This is a genomic window from Jiulongibacter sp. NS-SX5, from assembly GCF_052828545.1.
In genome coordinates this window covers 830079-847624 of record NZ_CM128248.1, presented here as the reverse complement: position 1 = coordinate 847624, position 17546 = coordinate 830079, and the positions used below count along the sequence as shown (strand labels likewise).

At 39.5% G+C, this 17546-nt stretch carries 17 protein-coding genes; 3 read left to right on the top strand and 14 right to left on the bottom strand.

Annotated elements, in window-relative coordinates; all coding sequences use genetic code 11:
• Positions 1–15 precede the first annotated feature (15 nt).
• Positions 16–1197 (top strand): tyrosine-type recombinase/integrase, encoded by a 1182-nt coding sequence (locus ACUXV0_RS03810; protein ID WP_446191737.1) that lies wholly within the window; start codon positions 16–18, stop codon positions 1195–1197.
• A 12-nt stretch (positions 1198–1209) separates the two neighbouring features.
• Complete coding sequence (locus tag ACUXV0_RS03805) at positions 1210–2043, top strand: hypothetical protein (protein ID WP_446191736.1); 834 nt, start codon at positions 1210–1212, stop codon at positions 2041–2043.
• Here ACUXV0_RS03805 and ACUXV0_RS03800 read toward each other — a convergent pair.
• From ACUXV0_RS03800 to ACUXV0_RS03760, 9 genes are all read right to left on the bottom strand, one after another.
• On the bottom strand, positions 1994–3406 hold the full coding sequence (locus tag ACUXV0_RS03800) for a hypothetical protein (protein WP_446191735.1): 1413 nt from the start codon (positions 3404–3406) through the stop codon (positions 1994–1996). The genes ACUXV0_RS03805 and ACUXV0_RS03800 overlap by 50 nt on opposite strands.
• On the bottom strand, positions 3387–3653 hold the full coding sequence (locus ACUXV0_RS03795) for a LytTR family transcriptional regulator DNA-binding domain-containing protein (RefSeq protein WP_446192796.1): 267 nt from the start codon (positions 3651–3653) through the stop codon (positions 3387–3389). Before ACUXV0_RS03795 ends, ACUXV0_RS03800 begins: the two co-directional genes overlap by 20 nt.
• Positions 3653–4126, bottom strand: a complete 474-nt coding sequence (locus tag ACUXV0_RS03790; RefSeq protein ID WP_446191734.1) for a hypothetical protein — start codon at positions 4124–4126, stop codon at positions 3653–3655. The genes ACUXV0_RS03795 and ACUXV0_RS03790 overlap by 1 nt, the downstream gene beginning before the upstream one ends.
• A 5-nt stretch (positions 4127–4131) precedes the next feature.
• Positions 4132–4482 carry a hypothetical protein gene (locus ACUXV0_RS03785; protein WP_446191733.1) on the bottom strand — a complete coding sequence of 117 codons (351 nt, stop codon included), beginning with the start codon at positions 4480–4482 and terminating at the stop codon, positions 4132–4134.
• Complete coding sequence (locus ACUXV0_RS03780) at positions 4479–5894, bottom strand: hypothetical protein (protein WP_446191732.1); 1416 nt, start codon at positions 5892–5894, stop codon at positions 4479–4481. Before ACUXV0_RS03780 ends, ACUXV0_RS03785 begins: the two co-directional genes overlap by 4 nt.
• A gap of 41 nt (positions 5895–5935) precedes the next feature.
• Positions 5936–6646, bottom strand: a complete 711-nt coding sequence (locus tag ACUXV0_RS03775) for a hypothetical protein (RefSeq protein ID WP_446191731.1) — start codon at positions 6644–6646, stop codon at positions 5936–5938.
• 43 nt (positions 6647–6689) lie between these two features.
• Positions 6690–7169 (bottom strand): hypothetical protein, encoded by a 480-nt coding sequence (locus ACUXV0_RS03770; RefSeq protein ID WP_446191730.1) that lies wholly within the window; start codon positions 7167–7169, stop codon positions 6690–6692.
• Positions 7170–7361: 192 nt separating this feature from the next.
• Positions 7362–11051 (bottom strand): hypothetical protein, encoded by a 3690-nt coding sequence (locus ACUXV0_RS03765; RefSeq protein WP_446191729.1) that lies wholly within the window; start codon positions 11049–11051, stop codon positions 7362–7364.
• 138 nt (positions 11052–11189) lie between these two features.
• Positions 11190–11546 carry a hypothetical protein gene (locus tag ACUXV0_RS03760; protein ID WP_446191728.1) on the bottom strand — a complete coding sequence of 119 codons (357 nt, stop codon included), beginning with the start codon at positions 11544–11546 and terminating at the stop codon, positions 11190–11192.
• 306 nt (positions 11547–11852) lie between these two features.
• Between ACUXV0_RS03760 and ACUXV0_RS03755 the strand changes: the two genes are divergently transcribed.
• A complete protein-coding gene (locus ACUXV0_RS03755; protein ID WP_446191727.1) occupies positions 11853–12494 on the top strand; it encodes a hypothetical protein in 642 nt (213 codons plus the stop codon).
• A 149-nt stretch (positions 12495–12643) separates the two neighbouring features.
• Here ACUXV0_RS03755 and ACUXV0_RS03750 read toward each other — a convergent pair whose 3' ends face one another.
• The 5 genes from ACUXV0_RS03750 to ACUXV0_RS03730 form a co-directional block, all read right to left on the bottom strand.
• A complete protein-coding gene (locus ACUXV0_RS03750; protein WP_446191726.1) occupies positions 12644–13306 on the bottom strand; it encodes a hypothetical protein in 663 nt (220 codons plus the stop codon).
• Positions 13307–13501: 195 nt separating this feature from the next.
• Complete coding sequence (locus tag ACUXV0_RS03745; protein ID WP_446191725.1) at positions 13502–14053, bottom strand: hypothetical protein; 552 nt, start codon at positions 14051–14053, stop codon at positions 13502–13504.
• Positions 14053–16194: a DUF5977 domain-containing protein gene (locus ACUXV0_RS03740; RefSeq protein WP_446191724.1), complete on the bottom strand. Its 2142-nt coding sequence runs from the start codon at positions 16192–16194 to the stop codon at positions 14053–14055. The genes ACUXV0_RS03745 and ACUXV0_RS03740 overlap by 1 nt, the downstream gene beginning before the upstream one ends.
• The gene (locus tag ACUXV0_RS03735; RefSeq protein ID WP_446191723.1) at positions 16184–16651 is read right to left on the bottom strand and encodes a hypothetical protein; all 468 of its coding nucleotides are present in this window, start codon (positions 16649–16651) and stop codon (positions 16184–16186) included. The genes ACUXV0_RS03740 and ACUXV0_RS03735 overlap by 11 nt, the downstream gene beginning before the upstream one ends.
• A gap of 1 nt (position 16652) precedes the next feature.
• Positions 16653–17483, bottom strand: coding sequence for a hypothetical protein (locus tag ACUXV0_RS03730; RefSeq protein WP_446191722.1), 831 nt, complete (start codon positions 17481–17483; stop codon positions 16653–16655).
• Positions 17484–17546: the final 63 nt, after the last annotated feature.

Here is a 17546-nt window from a genome sequence, read left to right as displayed (position 1 = left end):
TAAAATGACAAATCTATGACACCGGCCTCCGTACTTCTAGCTGCCAAGATCAAAATTATCATGGCGAAACAATCTTATCCTTTCAAAGAACCTAGAATAGCCATACCTCCTGACGAATCGTTGGATAAGGTTTGGTATGTAGAATATTACGTCTGGGACTACTCAGCAGAAAAGCTGAAGAGAAAACGAGTTGTTTTGTCTCAGCCCACCAAAAAATTGAGACTAAAAGAGGGTCGAGAAATAGCTGAAGAAATACTCAAAATTCTTAAAGATGGTGCCTACATAAATGGACCGAAATCAAAAACCATAATTAGGGATCAAAACTTAACTGAGGCCTTGGATGCGTATATGGTACAAATTCAGGAGATAGTTAAACCATCTACCTGGAGAACACGGAGAACCTATGTCCGTGCATTGAAAAAATTCCTAATAAAACGCGGCTTAGATAAGATTAAAGTTCAGTCATTTTATCATGATCAGGCTCTTGAATTCGCGGATTATCTAAAAAAAGAAACTGACGTAACAAATCGATATCGCAATAATGTGGTACGAGAGCTTGTAACAGTTTTTAACTACTTTAGAAAACGAAAAATTATTTCTGAAAATCCTTTCATTGATATTGATATTTTACCAGAGAGTAGCAAAAAACATACAGCTTTACGTCCAGATCAAATAACAAAATTTAAGAACGCCGCATCGCCACAAATATGGTTGGCAGTACAGTTTATTTATTACTGTGCTATTAGACCTAGAACTGAGCTGCGACTTTTAAAAGTCAAAGATATACAAGACAAGACTATACGTATAGATCGCAAAAATGCTAAATCAAACAGGGATGATTTTATCAGAATACCAGACCCATTGAAGGCTCAATTAGAAAAACACGAAATTAGAAAATACGATCCGGAAGATTATGTATTTTCTCAATCTGGCGTTCCTGGAAGAAAAGCCTTCCATCTAAATCAATTGTACAAATATCACAGAAAAATTCTCGAAGAGATAGGAGAGTTTGGAAACGGAATAGATGTCTACAGTTGGAAGCACACTGGTGCTATTGCACTTTGGCAAGCCACACAAAACATTCAACTCTTAAGGGAGCATTTGAGACATACAGATTTGGCTACTACAATAAAATACCTTCGTGATCTCGGTCAATTCACAGACTATACCGAAGTCAATAAATTTCCTGAAATATAAACTATTAGATTCATGAAAGATGAGCAGTTAATACATGATTGGATTAATCATCCAGACCAAGAAGAACTCAAAAAAGAAATTATGGGTAGAGCGAAGAAAAATTTGACTGCGTTCTTGTTGATCTTATCCCTTATCTCAATTTCTATCGCGACTTATGTTTTCAGTGCGGCTCCATTGCCAAATCAAGATAAACTACTTAAAAGGGAAGTTAAGGTTCAAATACTTAAAGCAATTCAAAATGGTGCAGACTTACAAGCTGTTCAAGCAATCTTTAACAATGCTGAAAGGTATGATATTACCGTTTTCAATTCATTAAAAGAAGTTGTAGGTCTTAGCTCTGATAAGTTCTATCAAAAGAACATAGCATTATCCTCAGTTCTTGAGGAAATTAGATCGGACTTTTTCATTAACGACCGTGAAAGTAGTTATTCAAACAATTTTGAACCATTATCTTCTGACGATTTATTTTTGAGTAAAATTGATAAAATTTTAGAAGAGCAAGATCAGAAGGATCCATTTGATAATTTAGACGATAATCAAAAATTTCATTTTGAAAATGTACGAATTAAACTAGGAAATGAGTATAAGACTGTACAGCCTGAAATTGAAAGAATTGTTGAGGAACTAAGTAATAAAAACTCATTAGTTTCCGAATATTTAAACAAATCAGAACAGAGCTACTGGATTTCGATCATTGCCATATTAATATCTATATCATTCTCAGTGTATCAAATTATTCAAAGTAGACCTAAAAAAATGGTAGAGTTCTTTCAAAAAGCAACAATGATTAGCTCAATCAACACTTCCACAACTCCAAAACCGGCAAGCGATTACCCGGAAGAGTGATCTGCTGACGACCAATCATATAATTATAGCCCTGCACATGCACTTTCACCAGTTCACCGGCCCTGCGATGACTGTCAATTAAAGCCAAATCATACGCATTCAGGTTCGCTTCACCTTCATAGATATGGGTATTTAGCTTGAATTTCTCAAACTCTTCCCAGTATGTCTCTTTCAACCCATTAGCTCCGTTCCATTTTAAATTTACAACAGTCCCTGTGCCTGAGCTCGTGGAAGCTAATGGCAATCCATCAATCAATCCACGCCAAAAGAGCAGCCTTGGAGCAAATCTGCTACTCTGCTGACCATTCAATGCACTCACACCTTGCTGAGAAGTAATAGGTAATCCATTCTGCATGGCCAATGTGCTAAACTTAGTAGTAATAGGGAAAATACCTGGTATCTCGCTGCCAACATCAGTCAAATACCCATCAAGATCTTCAGGAATCTGGCTAACCATGGCATCAGAACTTTCCAATTCCCAGTCAAGCTCCAGTCTTGATTCAAGCACAGGTTTTTTGCCACGGATCTTCCCGAACTTCTTGCTCCAATCCACTGCCACATCAGCAGCAAAATAGTTCTTGGCAAAGTCAATCTTGATTTCCTTCTTCCAGACGTTAGGCCAGATGGCCAGATTGAAGAGCTTCCTTAGCTCATTGACAAACTCTCGAATACTCATATCCGGCAAATGATTGCCTGGAGTTATGGAAGAAAGCCCGTCAAGGCAATGCGTATTATATAAAATCAAGCTTTCCATCGCCTCATCTTCCAAAAAGGTGCCGGTAAATTTTACCCCGGTGATTGCTGTCAATTGCTCAAAAACCCATCTTAAAAAAAAGAACGGAACCTTTGGCGATTCTTCATAAGCACCATCAGCATATTTATTTACATAGCCCATATAACCACCTTGGTTTGAGCCATAAAACTGATCATTCCTAATCATCGGCCAACAAAAAGCATCATTGGACTCATCAGCATTAGCATCCAACACTCCCGGGATAGCAATATCTGCAAATGGCAACTTCTGCAAACTGTAGGTGTCATAGTCTCCAAAAATGTTAGAAAGGTTTTCGGTAAAAAGAACCTCAAAACCAGACTGACTGCTAAGTAATTTCAGGTAGCCACGCTCCACACTCCGTCCTTTGTATAACTTTTCGCATTGGTATTCAGCATGCTTATAGCTTACATTTCTATTTCCGTAGAAGCCAAATATTGCATTATTAACATCATCATAAGGCAGCTTAAAATTCAGTGCTCTGGCACCTCGAATGCCGTCAAATTCCAATAGTGGATTTGAGCGTTCCAGTAATACATTAAAATCAGGAGGCAAAACAGCCTGTTTACCATTAATGAGCAGCTGCAGCATGTCGGAACGATTGAAGTTTTCTACGTGATATTCTTAAATTTTCTCCTGAGGTAAGAATGGCATTATTGCCTTTAACCTCTGCAATAATAGAAAGGCAGACAGCGTAACCTCTATTAATGCGGATCAGATCATGCGTCTCTTGAAATTGCGAAATGGTACCGCATTTTAATTCTTCCCTTCCATCAGCTCGTTGGAGCCAAACGTAAGGTTGACCTTTTTCTGCCTTTTTGACCATTACAACCTTCATCACTTTGGTTTCCTTGGATTATCCCTTATTTCGATTTTAGACCGCCTATTCTCCTGCTCAGCCTTCCTTGCCGCAGCCTTGGCACTAATCTGGTCAGCCTCCTTTGTATCAAACTTCAGTTGCTTTCTGGCTGTTCGGTAAAAGTTCTTTTCAGCTTCCAGTTCAGCTTTTAGTTTGTTAATTGCTAAAGTTGAGCGTTCCCGATTATCTCTTTCCTGTTCTATCTGCTGTTTTACATATTCAGACTTCCGTTGAAATTCTTCCAGTAAAATATCCTCAGAAATAAAACGATAGGTAACCGAAACTACCTTCTGAAAAGCAGAGTCATTAACCATGACAATAGACGTATCCGCCTTAAAAGCGGAATTAGAATCATCCGTCACCATCTTTTTCAATGCCGTCTGAGAAAATGCAGAAATACAAAGTGTCAAAAGAAACATTGCCAAAGTGGCAGTAGCAATAAACTTTTTCATAAAAATCAATCGATTAAACGCCACTCTGATCCATCATAAACCACAGTGATCTTGTTAGAACTTATACCAGATAAATATTCACCCACACTAGGAGATAACAGGGCAGAAGTCTTTCCATTCTGAACCCTTACGGCTGGGCTTAGAGTCACATCGCCTGTACCATGGTTCACTATTGTGATAACCCTTCCGGTGGAGCTACTAGGTAATGTAATAGTTTTGGCTGCACCCGAGCTGACTACAACCAGCCTGGCAGTAGCATTAACAGTAGCAGTTGATGTCACTGTTTGAATAGACCATGTCGTTTGTGCTTTACTCCAAAAAGGAAATAACAGCAGAATAAAAATCAACTTTTTCATAATAGATAATACCTGCCCTCAGCAGGCTTCCAGATTAAAGTGAAAGAAAATAAAGGAGAGTTTTCTGAAGGAATTCTAAACGGTGTTCTAGTATGATCAGAGCTCATATAGGTAGTTCCATATATGTAGCCAGTGTCCTTTGAGTCATAATAAATCGTATCAGAAAAATAGATAATGCTCGATATTTTATTTATCAGAATTGAATCGAGTACATCTTCAATATCATCTCCAATAATCTTCCTATAAAAGCTTGAATCAATTGAATAAACAAACAGTGAATCATCATCATCAGAGCCAATAAATGTGATATGAAAATTAGTCTCCTGGTCCAGCACCCCTGTAAAATCAGGCAATACCAGTTCTATCGAGTCCTTGAGTAAATTATAAGAAAGGTAGTCTGCCCTAAGCGTGTCAAAATAACTATTGCCACTACTTCTGGCTCTTATATAATCAGCTTCTATTACAAAATGAGAACTATCAGGAATCTTTTCTGCTACATAAGTTGGGAGTTTTAGAGCACCTCGGCCGCTCATAGTGTCGGCCTCAACAACTTGATCAGTGCCTGTTAATTCAGAATAGTCCACCCATCCCCATTGACTGGAATAACTCACGTTCTTATGTACCTGGCCTGGTAATCCTGGTTCCTCATAAAATAGAACCTCTTCAGGCATCAGAAACTGCCCTGCTGTAGTAGCATCCAAATGCGTTCCTCCGTTTATAGTTACAGTACCACCTCCATCAAATAAAGCACCATCATATACTTTTAATTCTCCGTTAATATTCAGCCCACCATTTAGAGTATGAGTGGCTGTAGTGTTTTTCACACTATCCCATTTTGCTATCCAGTCGGCACTTTCCATTTTATCATCTAAAGCTGCCTGAGCAGCTGTAGAAATCGGTTTATTTGCATCACTCGTATTGTCAACATTACCCAGTCCTACCACAGATTTATTCAGAGTTTGCCAAGTCTTATCACCACGCCAATATTGAGAAGTAGTGCCAGCAGCAATAGTCGCCTCCTTTCCATTCAAAGCCGTCTGAGTAGCTGTTGAAATTGGTTTATTTACATCGCTCGTATTGTCAACATTACCTAGTCCTACAACAGATTTATTCAGCGTTTGCCAAGTCTTATCACCACGCCAATATTGAGAAGTAGTACCGGCAGTAATAATCGGCTCGTAGCTTCCTCCCACTTGTAAAACACTATCCACATAGGCCGTAGTGGCAATTTTATATTTTGGCCCCGTCCACTTCCGAAAGTAAGCGTCATTACCAATCCCAAACAGTCGCATGTATCCACTATCCGCCGCACTGGTATCCTCAACATAAAAATGCCCGATATCCTGTGAAAAGACGGAAGACGGAAGACAGAAGACAGAAGACAGAAGTAAAATCAAAAATATCTTTTTCATAATCGATCAATATTCAATTGGTTGCTGAGCTTGTCGAACCACTAGTCAATAAACTTCTCAATCAAAACAGTACCCGTAAACGTCTGATTAATCAGCGAAGGCGGCATTTTAGTCCTCAAAACAAAGTCCTTGATGTTTACATATTCAGCTTCAAAACCAGACTTTGCTTTCGTTTCTCCGTTAGGTACAAAACCCGTTATAACCACCTTGCCGCCCAGCTTATGACTTAGAATGTCACCATCTTTTTTATTTACAATTTGAATGGCCGCAACCCGCTGAGCGTAACTTGCATTATATTCAGCCTCCGTTCCAGTGTATCCATTCAGTACCGCCTGTTCATAATTACTAAGTGTTCTCACAGGAGCTAGTAAAACCACTTCAGACACCACATAGCTGCCGTACATTTTGATCTTAAATCTGACATCATTCAGGCGGTTATCTTCTGCCTGGCCTACATCGGCACTTCTAAGCACGGCCACCGTGTAAAGCGGCAAAACCTGAACACCAAGAACACTATCAGTCAGCTCCACCTTAAGAGGGTAATTGCCAGACAGATCTTCAGTATCCGTAGTTTCAATTTCCACTTCCAGCTCCTGAGTTGTGGCACCTTCCTCTAAGCCACCTAGAGAGATGCTACCCATCAGGTTGTTTCCAAGAAAAACCTTGGCATCGTTCAGATTGTTTTCAATATCATAGCCGGCATTGAACTCCAATACCACAAAAAAGCTATCACCGGCTAGAATTTCTTTCATATACAAATCTTGACATTTAGAGCAGAGAAGTCTAGGTCAAAACTTATTCGATATATCTTATCAAAATATCTATAGATGTTTCAGGGTCACCACCACCAGCACCACTGTAGATAATTAAGTAACCCGATGTAAATCCCCAGACTATTCTTTTATTAGAGGTAACAGGCGAAAAGACCTGATATCTAGTTTCTCCAAATATTCCTGTGTAAACATTAGTCTCAAATCCTAACACAGAAATGATCTTTGTTGCTGTGAAAGGCGTGTAACCATATGCATCATAATCAGTTCCTCCGAAAGGATTCAAAGAAATAGTCATCACAGTATCTTTAGGAACTTCAATACTAGGGCTACCGCCACCTGAAGAACCTCCGGGTATTGTAGCCACATGATTCACTACGAGTGTATCTGTAACCAGCTTACCTGGTTGAAATTGATTTCCATTGATAGATTGAGAGTGACCAACTGTCACATTGAGCATAGTCAATATGGCAGCCAAAAACAGATGAAGTTTCAGCTTTTTCATTTTTACCAAGTTTTATTTTAAAAAATTGCAGTTAGCCAAAACTCGGCATCTATGCCACTAGAGCACAGGTCAAAAGTTGAAGAAAAAAAAAGACCCCACAGAGTAGGGCCGTTTTTTAATCAAACGTCTAAACCATATAAAGATCTCGTTCACTCATATTCGCCTAACCATGTGCCTTTAATAAGTTGAAAATCAGAAATTAGACAACCTTTCTGCCTCAGCTTGAGAATTAAAGGCACTATTTAATTCATGCAATGATACCCCTCCAGGCTTCTTTGCAATTCTATCAAGAAGCTTATTGTGCTCCTCACGCATCCTCTCTACCTGTTCAGAAGTATCTTTTAAATACTTCAGCATTAACTTCATATCAGGATCATTTCCGAAGCTTCCGGACAATGGCAAAACACCACCTGAAGCATATTTCGGACTCGCATAATTATAGTGACTTCCTCCTGAGAATATCTTAGCCCCGTTTCTATGAACAGAGCTGTTCAATAGTGCATCTACTAGCGACTTATTATTCCTATAAGTCTCTCGACTCAAAATTGGCTCACCTCCCTCAATTTCACCGATTGTACGTCCTGTCATGCTATCCCACAGCTTAATTCCTCCCTGAGAGTGTGATGCTCCGTAAGGCATAAAACCGCCACGATCAAATCGAGGTAGATTGTAGATGCCATCAAGATTAAAATCCACATTCGGAACGGTAAGTGGCTGAGAGGTTAACCCACGCAATGTATTCAGTTGATTAATTAACTCATTGTATTGCTGAGCTGTAATCATACCCTGATTATAAGCTTCTTGAGCCTTAGCCATCATTTCATCATATCCCTGAGTGACAATATCCTTAAGTATGCTAAAACTTTCTGCCAAAGCTGCATCCTTCTCAAGACCTAGCTGAATAATTACATCGTTATGTCTGGCTGCTTCCTCTTCCAGATTCATGTTCTTCTCCAATTCGGCAGCTTCTATTTCTTGATTTTTTAATCTTAAAAGTTCAATTTCATTGGCCTGATTCTCAAGTGCCAGCTGAGCAAGTGCCTCATTAGCTTCAATTTGCAGACGTTCTGTCTCGGAGTATTCTTTTCGCTTTTGTTCTTCATTATTGACAATAAATGTCAATTCCTGATTATACCAGTTTTGCAAATCTGCTAAAGCCTTATTTCGAGCCTCAATAGCGGCATTGATTGCATCAATTTGGCTCTGGTCCATATCCTCAGTAATAGCCATGTCAGCCATTGCAAAAGTCTGCATGATTTGGCTCCTTTTGGCAGCATATTCAGACACTACAGAAGTCTTACTGTCTTCATTGGTAATTAAATCCAGTAGCTGTTGACTCAAATTTTCTCGGACAGCCTGAGTATCTGCATCGTATGCCTGTTTACCCTGAGTAGCCAGAATTGCATACTTTTCATTTATTCTCTGAAGCTCTAAATTATAGGCTTCATTGATGTTGAAAATGCGTTGTGTGCTATATTCCTGCTCGTTTTTTAGTGCGAGGTTATAATTCCTAACAATATGCTCACCGATAGATATTTCTTGCTCCAGTCTCCTTTCAGCAGTGTCATATTCTCCAAGGTCGAGCCTTACACCATCCAGAAAACTAAAGCCATCCTGGAGGTTTGAATATATATCGTCAATACGCCCAATATCTACAGTATTAACAAAGCTCTCAGCTGATTCTAAGAAAATCCTACCTGCTTCCTCTAATTCCTCCTTTCGTTTCTCCAGTTTTGCTAAGAAAAGATCATTTTGTTTGCTTATCCAACTGTCCATTGCTGTACCCAATGCTTTTACACCATTAGCAATGGCACCAAGGAAATTCCCTGCCAACAAATTGTCTACAGCGGTAACTGCTGAATTAGCAGCTTCAGCCATTTTAAGTTTATGAGTAAGTACTACGGTTTCTATCTGGTCAGTAGTCTCCTTCAATTGATCCTGCAACCTTCCCTGCCAGGCAGATATAGTACTGTAAGCAGCATCAAAGGCTCCTTTTACCCAATATGCCGCATCGTTTATATTACGCTTAAAACTATTTTTGGCATCTTCCCAGAGGTCTTTAAAATTGGTGACAGTACTCCAGAATATGGCTCCCTGTTTTCTCGACTCATCTTTAGCTGCCTGAGTCATACCCTCTTGTTTCTTTTTCCAGTCGGCATTTATGTCATGAGAAGCGTCTTTAAAGCCTTCAACCTTAATCTCATTACTTTTCTCAATCGCATCGGTTTGGATATCGAGCTGCTTTTTGACCTCTTTGGTCTCTTCCTCAGCAGCTTCTTCAACATCCTTTGTACGTTTTTTGAGTTCTTTCTTCTTGGTTTCGGTGATTTCCTCTTCTGTCTCCTTCGTCAGCTTCCCGTACATATCCACCTTTTCAGTGGCCACTTCGGTTTCTTCACTTGCCGCAGACCAAAGTTTGGTAAACGACTCTGTTATGCTATTGAAATTCTTCTTAGCGTTACTTTTCAGATTATCCCAACTATCACCAACCTTCTCTGCCTCTACAGCAGCCAAAGCAAACTCCCCTTTCATAGCGTGAAATGCCGCCTTTCCTACATGTGTTAGGGCAATAAACGTATCCACCAAAATCTGCAATCCACTTACCAGTGTCTTCACTCCCAAAAGCATAGTACCCATTACAGCCACTACAGCCTTGATGACATTCTTCATCGTTAGTAGATTTCCTGCACCGGCAGGCAGTAGAGAAAGAAAAAGGCTCTTACCCATATCCCAAACCTGCCTAAAGATATCTGCCATGATGCCATAATACTCACCCACAGGCTCAGAAGCATCAATAAGCCTACTTAGCCATTCTACACCTTTTGCAAACAAATCCAGAATAAAAACAAAAACTGGTCTCAGCTTTTCACCGAGCTGCAGCTGTACAAAATCCCATGCATCGCCAAGATTTGAAACTCTGCCTTCAAGCGTTTTAGAGATTTCAGAAGTCATTCCAGCTACGCCATTATATGCACCCATGGCCACAATAGCGTCAAAAATTGCCTTCTCATTATTTTTGACATTAACCGTCTGATTCTTAAACATCAGAGAAACATCATCGCCGCTTTTCCGCATCTTAACGCCAAACTCCTTAAGTCGCTCCCCTTCGCCCATCATGGCATCAAGCACTGCCTCAGTAAGCTGATCAAAAGATTTTCCCTGCGAAGCCGCTAAATCAGCAAGTTGTTTAATCTCTCCGGCCGTTGGCTTAAGCCCCCTGTTCACCATCTTGATGAACGAGTCTGTCATTTCGTCTACACTTATCGGCGTTGTCGCAGCAATATCCTTGATCATATCCATGGCCGCTGCCGCTTCATCTTGCCCCAGAAGTGTATTGCTCAGAACGGTACTGTACTTCTCAAACTTCGCCGTGATATCAAATACCTGCTTGCCAAGGTCTATAAGTTTCCTTCCAAAAGCCATTATGGCGGTGACTGCAAAAGCACCCATCACCCATTCCTTAACATTACTCCACAATCCTTTCTGAGATTTAGCCTCGTTTCCTGCCGATCGCATAGCATCGCCGGCTTCTTTCAGTTTTTCATTAACCGGCTCTATTTTCTTAAGAGCAGCTACCCACTCATCAGAGCCAATTTTCGTTTTCTTCAGCTCCTGGTTAAGTGACTTCTTCACGCCGAGAAGTTCGTTATAGCTTGCATTATTGAGGTCTACAGCTTTACGCTGCTCACGTATTTCGGCATTAAGATCCCTTTGCAGTTTTTTGAGTTCCTGCCATTTAGCAGAACCTTTTTCGCCAGCTACTTCTATCAAGTGTAGTTCATCCTTGATACTCTTCGCCGATTTATTGAGTGTCTTTAAATCCTTATCAGCACCTTCACCAAGAATCTCAACCCTCAGCCGGGCAATATCTTCAAACTGCATAGTATTTTGAGATTAATTCAATCTCAAATTCAGCAGCCACATTGGCTTATGTTAGGGCAAAAGTTTCTTCATTCAGGACAAAAAAAGGCGACCCAAAAATCAGGACGCCTTTTAAATTAAAACCACACAACTTTATTTTTAATCACTTTTCATCAGTATCCAATGATAAACATTTTGTCCCATCGTATTAATAAGATACGAGTCAACAAACTGATAACCGTACTTCTCAAAATAATTGAGAGCCCCAATCATACTGTTAAAAACCACAATATTACCAGTTTCATCAAACAACCTCATTGAGATCTTCTCATTCAAAAACTCTCTTTTTTGACCGTAGTCAACATTCACTTTAATTTCATTGAAACTTAGCCCTTTTTGGATGCCAATTAGAGAAATATACTTTGCGTCCAAACTATCCAGAGATATACCATCAATAGTTTGAGCGTTTGCGAATTGTGCTAGGAAAAAAACAGGGATCATTAACTTTTTTATCATAATGAGTTGCAAAGAATTTACTACTGCAAATACTTAAATATTCCTTTTAAATTAACAAAATGTGATAGCGAGGTCATCTAAATAATAAATTTACTTTAATACATTTTTAACCAAGTCTTATTGGACGGTACTATTAATTTAAAACATCAAATGAGAAGCAACATTTTAGAGTTTAATGATCATTTTCAAATAAATTTTGAATGATATTGCAAAATAAAGGAACCATAAATAACCGATAATAATAGAAATGGTTTTGCGTTTTTATAAAATCCAAAGCAGACTTTAAACTTTATAATCTTGTTACTAATGAAACAAACCTTCTTATTCTTTTTCTTATTTATTTATTTCTCAGGCAATGCCCAAAGTATCAATTTATACGGAGGTCTGAACTCATCATCTTTTAACAACTCTAAAAAATTACCATTCCTAGATAAGGGGTTAAGAACTTGGTCTTCTGGGCTTGAGGTAGATTATTTGAATAAAGAAAGGTGGAGTATCTCAAGTAAATTAGGACTTATGACTTTTGGTGGTCGTGATGAAAGAGATGAATTTACTGTAGATGAGTATAAAGAAGCAACCGATAGTCATAGCTATTTATTTCTTGGATCAACCATAAGATATCATTTTCTAAAAAATGATAATACAAAAGTTTTTGTTGGAGTTGGTCCATACATTAGTCAGTCAATTGAGAAAGACCGCACTTTCAGCAGTTCTTTTTATGTTGATAATTACTACTATAACTCCTTCTTCTGGGGAGGCTTAGGGGAGTTAGGCATTTTGACCTCTATTGGCAATTTTAATTTTGGAATGTCTGGAAATATACTCTCTAGCTTTTCTCCTGTCGCATACTCGTTAATTGATCCTTCATCTGAGGAAAGAGGAATTGAATTATCAAACCTTAGTATGTCCTTACCAATATCGTTGGTTGTTGGATACAAATTAAAATAGGGATAATCGGTTGTCTAAAAATTTACCCTTCTGAGATAAGTATATTGATTTTGTTGTAATCATCTTCAAATTCAAAAAAAAGTAAGGCCATCTTATAAAAATAAGACGGCCTTACTTATAGTTTAATAACCACTAATTTTCAATAAGGATTAAGGTGTAAATACAGAATATTTAAACTGATTACCAGTTAGACTCTGTGGCAGAACCTTTTGCATGACTGGCGTTCCAGCTGTAGTATGATGAGGAATGATACTGTATGTGTTCATTTCATAAGTAGACCCAGTTTGAGTAATGCCAGCTCGTTGAGGTGTACCTGAATTTATAGGGTTAGTATATTCAAAGCCATTTAAGGTCGCCCCATCACCATAATCTTCATCAAAATATGCATAAGACCCGGATGACAAAGTGAAAGAATTATAGGACCTGTAAGTATTGCACAAATAATTTCCACCATATATATCATAAAAGATATTAATAATTGAATTGGTGCTTAGCTGCTGTAAAATCCCATTGATAGTATGTCGGGTAATTGTGGGCATCATCCGATTGTTATCATTCAATTCTTCGACATTTTCTTTTTTAGCCAATACCTCTTGAATTTCATAATAGTCTTTTTCAGTAACTAAATATTGCTTCCCATCTGGACCTACAATCTTTTTCATTTCAGAGAAGGAAGTAAATTTGGATTCTTCAAAATGTTCTTCATTTTTTTGCGGACTTAAATCACTAAGTTCAACCTTTGTACATGAAGCCATGATGCTACCAGCGAGTGCGGTAATTGTAATTAATCGTAGAAATGGATTTCTTTTCATTTTATTAAAAGTTTATGTTTAAATGAGACTAAATCTAGATAGAAATAATATGAAGATGTCTGGTTTTAGATTAATTGTGTATTAAACTTATCTGACGGATACATTATACATTACACCTTAGTAATTTTCTTTATTTAGATTGATTAGTTTTTTAAAATTGGTGCTACTGATCTCAATTATGCTAGCAAATCGGTTTTAATATTGCAAAGCCATCTGCTCACTAACAAACAACGGTATTCTCTTACCTAGTTTCTCCATTAATCTAATTCGTAATACATTCATAAAAGCGGCCTTTGTCTTATTATAAAGCCTCTTTTTATTATTATGAACTACGGTTGGCACCTTTCTCCTATAAGCAAGAACACTATTGACAAAACGCTCTCGCACAGCATCCTCACCAATCTTGGCAGCTACAGTAGAAGCACTTTGACCTTCGTATCCACTAACCCAAGGAATTTGTCTGACCGGTATTTTACTTCCCCATTCCATCATTGCTTCTACATTTGGAGCCGTTGAGTATTCAAGCCGCTTCATGTCCAGATATCGCCAGTATTCAGCAAAATCAAAATGAATTTCCATGCCAAGTCCAGCAGTTTCCTCTACCACTACCCCTTCCACAGAGTTATAAAGGTGTTCAGTAAGTATTAGACCAGATTTTCTGATAGCACCCTGAAAGTATTTCACTCCATCACGGGTTACCTCAGCCACAGCTGCAGCAGTTTCATCAAAAAGTTGCTTATTATTCATCAGATATAAAATAACTGAGCATCAGGCACACCAGTCTTTGCCTGACCCGTCCATTTCCAGCTTAGAGTATTCCCAAAAAAACCATCCTGGTTATAGAGTTGAATTTTCAAAGAATAAAACTCGTTCGCAGTAACAGCAATAGTCTGTGATACTTTATCCTTACTCGTTCCGCTGTCATACTTCCACGAATCAAGAACCAGAACCCCGCCCACATAAATCCGGATCCCGTCATCTACATTAGCCACCAGCTGCAGGTCAGCGGCAGTGGCCTGAGCTTTCAGGTACCCGTTCAGCTCCATCACCATTTTATCGTTGACTACTCCGGCACTCGCGGCATTTGGGTAAGTAGTAGCGAAAACATTAGAGTCGGCATTCGTCACCACCTCCTGATGAGCAGGTGCAGCACCAAAGTTCCAGTTAGGGCCAAAACCAGATAAAGCTGAAACAAAATTCCAAAACTTAGCTCTAAGACCATTGGTGTTAGGAGCACTACAAGTTCCGTTGGCATCAGCATAAGCTTGCGTATCGAGGCTATCCCATTCTGCTTGTGCTTTGGCGTTAGCATCTTGAAGGCTTACAGTAGAACCCCAGGCATCTTCAACCACCGTAATTTGTGCAGGTCCGCCCACTGTACCTGCTCCACAATTAGACTTTGAGAAACTTCCATAAGCCTGGATCTCATCAGACAAGTATGGAGTATCTGCTAATTCGCATTGATCAGAGATAACCGGAGCCACATATCCCTCTTCATTTGCCACATTCGGCTTTATTTTTCGTGGCAATACCTGGCTTCCGTCATCGGCATAAACCAGTTCCAGCATAGTGACTATCCTTAGGCCATTATATCGGCCTCTGCTATCAATTTCACAACTAGCAGCCAGTGGAGCCCACATGGTAGGCCTCGTTTCCTTTGGAACAACTACCGGCAAATCACTATAGAAATGTTCCATATTGGTAAATTCAAATAGAAACTCACGTCCTGCCCAGTCTTCATTATCATCAGAAGGTACATATCGGTCACCTTTTAGAAGCATAGGCCACAGATCCCGGTCAGATACAAAATAATAAGAGTGAGACAGTGCCAAATCCGTCAAGTGCTTCACCACTGATTTCTTAGACCATTGCAGGTTCACCATCAGTTTCCTGCTGCCAGCTTTATCAGTGATAACTCGCTCAGCGTATTTTGCCAGATAATCATAACCTGTGAATTGCTCAGCTTCTGTGCTCTGCAAATCCAGCTCCTCAGATCCCGTACCGGTCAACCTCAGGCATTCATAAACGCCAAGAGAATTCAGGAAATAGAGATATCGGTTATTCCTACGGTAAACCTTGTCAATCGTGTAACTCCTTACCTCACTCACCCTTTCACCGTTTTCATCGGTCAGCCATAGCGTATATTTCACCACTTGGGCCTTTTCATTATGAATTGTAGAAAGCACAGATACGCCTACTGGAATAGAATAAACACGCAATGCGGTAACATTAGAGAGCGTAAGAGCAATGCCCGAAATCTCAGAGCCTGCCGCTGTGGTGGCCACTACCTTTAGATTCAGTTCAGAAATTGTGTCACTGTAATTGTGAAGCCAATGTAAAATTTCAGGCTGATCAGCGGCAATAATAGTATCAACAGGCTTATATGTCAAAAAGCGGCGTTCAACACCAATAAAATCAGTGAAAAATACATCTTGATAATCTGACCAGTCACGTTCAGATATTCCACTGTAAATAGCTATACCTGGCTCAAGAGTCTCAGTTGAAACCTCTACATCATCCACCTTAATCACCACTTTGCAGTAGTAATTTGTGGTCATGTAAGGCAATGACTTGATATTGGTTTGTCCAAAATCCGGTGCCGAGCTTTTTAAAAACGACCTCAGTAGATCATCAATCTCAAAAAAAGCACCGTTATAAGTTTCAATAGCCCCATCAGTAACTTTTGGGCTATCCTTCGCATCCAGCGTCTCTAATAAAATATACTCGGTTGAACCCGGAAACTGAGGCACATAAACCTCCAGATAATAGTCAATACTGCTGCGATCTTCTACACCGGCCACATTATGGGCCGGTACATTTACCACCATTCTATTCCTTGCCAGCTTGACAGGTAAAGCATTCCCGGGAGCAAGATTATCAATTGTCATGTAAAGCCTCGTTTGAGTTTAGTTTAAAAGAAAATTCCAATCGCCAGCCTACAGCATCTTTTAGAAAAATAGGGTCAATAATCCCCTTCTTCATATCATCATCAAGTTCCAGAAAGAAATCATCCTCGTAATCCACACGCATTTTCATCTCCAATCGTTGGATAAGTTGGAAAGCCAGATCAAGAGCCTCAATGTGTTTATCAATTGAGTTTTTAGCTCTATGCTCAGTTATTAAAGAAACACCACCCTGCCATTCATCCCAATATTGGCCTCCGTTATTAGAACTCGGCACCATCGGCTCTTCCAACCATAAAAAGGGATACTTAAAATCGCGATGACCGTTGGCATGAGCCATGCCCATATGTACACCGCCGAATAGAAAAAACTTCAGATCCTCGTCATTTTCCACGAAATCCTTGAAATAATCCGCATAAATCCTAAACCCACTCTTTTCCATTTTACTTTTTATTAGCCTTCACCTGAGCGTCAGCAATTGTTTTTTGATGTGATAGATAGGTCCAAATAGTGTGGCAGTTAGTGCTACACACCCGTTCAAAATCACCGTGAACGCCATCCTTAGCTACATCTTCAAGTGAAGCTATCCAGCCCTCACCGTTGGCAAATAGAGGTTCACCGCCCTCACCTTTCAATACATTGCTGTATTGCTCCATAAAAACCTTCTGCTGAGCCTCCCAATAATTCAGTATAGCCAGACACACGCCAATCGGCAATTTTGAAAATTCCATTGCCACTTTCTCAGCCTCATCATTATCAAATTCCACCCTCTGAGACTCCTTTGATGTAGAAAAGGGTCGCCAAAAGCGATCGGTGAGCCTGTCTACACGAGGTCTACAAATCATAGCAAGTAAAATCCACAAATACCTGTAGGCATCACCAACAGTCTCCTTAGTGTCTTCTTGGGGTGATGCTGAAGCCGCTGAGGCAAACTGTAAATAGTAGAAATTAGTCATAGCCATTTCTATGGCATCGGTATCTTCAAAATTCTCTCGTGGTAGATAACGTTTCTTACCAGCCACCTTGACATAATCAAAAGGCCTGGTGGTGATATCGGTATTCAATAACCAAAGGAGTTTGTTAAGCCCTAACAATACTTCCTTCTCCGTCAGATTCAGTCGAGAGTTTTGCGGCTGAAAGGCATGAATAAGAGCTCTGCCAATCAGTATAACCTGATCATAGTCATCTCCGGCATACTTCATCTGCCAGACAAGCGGAACCACCTTCCTGATGGTATTAGCACTGAGATCTTCCCATTTTTCTGGCCATTTCATAAATTTGATGTATGTATAATCCTAGATTTAATAAAAAAGCTCAAAAAAGAGCGAACATCTACT

What these genes read in the sequence shown, in the direction of transcription:
- ACUXV0_RS03810 (WP_446191737.1), top strand. Translation starts at nt 16, where the DNA reads ATGACACCGGCCTCCGTACTTCTAGCTGCCAAGATCAAAATTATCATG.
- ACUXV0_RS03805 (WP_446191736.1), top strand. Translation starts at nt 1,210, where the DNA reads ATGAAAGATGAGCAGTTAATACATGATTGGATTAATCATCCAGACCAA.
- ACUXV0_RS03800 (WP_446191735.1), bottom strand. Translation starts at nt 3,406, where the DNA reads ATGCTGCAGCTGCTCATTAATGGTAAACAGGCTGTTTTGCCTCCTGAT.
- ACUXV0_RS03795 (WP_446192796.1), bottom strand. Translation starts at nt 3,653, where the DNA reads ATGAAGGTTGTAATGGTCAAAAAGGCAGAAAAAGGTCAACCTTACGTT.
- ACUXV0_RS03790 (WP_446191734.1), bottom strand. Translation starts at nt 4,126, where the DNA reads ATGAAAAAGTTTATTGCTACTGCCACTTTGGCAATGTTTCTTTTGACA.
- ACUXV0_RS03785 (WP_446191733.1), bottom strand. Translation starts at nt 4,482, where the DNA reads ATGAAAAAGTTGATTTTTATTCTGCTGTTATTTCCTTTTTGGAGTAAA.
- ACUXV0_RS03780 (WP_446191732.1), bottom strand. Translation starts at nt 5,894, where the DNA reads ATGAAAAAGATATTTTTGATTTTACTTCTGTCTTCTGTCTTCTGTCTT.
- ACUXV0_RS03775 (WP_446191731.1), bottom strand. Translation starts at nt 6,646, where the DNA reads ATGAAAGAAATTCTAGCCGGTGATAGCTTTTTTGTGGTATTGGAGTTC.
- ACUXV0_RS03770 (WP_446191730.1), bottom strand. Translation starts at nt 7,169, where the DNA reads ATGAAAAAGCTGAAACTTCATCTGTTTTTGGCTGCCATATTGACTATG.
- ACUXV0_RS03765 (WP_446191729.1), bottom strand. Translation starts at nt 11,051, where the DNA reads ATGCAGTTTGAAGATATTGCCCGGCTGAGGGTTGAGATTCTTGGTGAA.
- ACUXV0_RS03760 (WP_446191728.1), bottom strand. Translation starts at nt 11,546, where the DNA reads ATGATAAAAAAGTTAATGATCCCTGTTTTTTTCCTAGCACAATTCGCA.
- ACUXV0_RS03755 (WP_446191727.1), top strand. Translation starts at nt 11,853, where the DNA reads ATGAAACAAACCTTCTTATTCTTTTTCTTATTTATTTATTTCTCAGGC.
- ACUXV0_RS03750 (WP_446191726.1), bottom strand. Translation starts at nt 13,306, where the DNA reads ATGAAAAGAAATCCATTTCTACGATTAATTACAATTACCGCACTCGCT.
- ACUXV0_RS03745 (WP_446191725.1), bottom strand. Translation starts at nt 14,053, where the DNA reads ATGAATAATAAGCAACTTTTTGATGAAACTGCTGCAGCTGTGGCTGAG.
- ACUXV0_RS03740 (WP_446191724.1), bottom strand. Translation starts at nt 16,194, where the DNA reads ATGACAATTGATAATCTTGCTCCCGGGAATGCTTTACCTGTCAAGCTG.
- ACUXV0_RS03735 (WP_446191723.1), bottom strand. Translation starts at nt 16,651, where the DNA reads ATGGAAAAGAGTGGGTTTAGGATTTATGCGGATTATTTCAAGGATTTC.
- ACUXV0_RS03730 (WP_446191722.1), bottom strand. Translation starts at nt 17,483, where the DNA reads ATGAAATGGCCAGAAAAATGGGAAGATCTCAGTGCTAATACCATCAGG.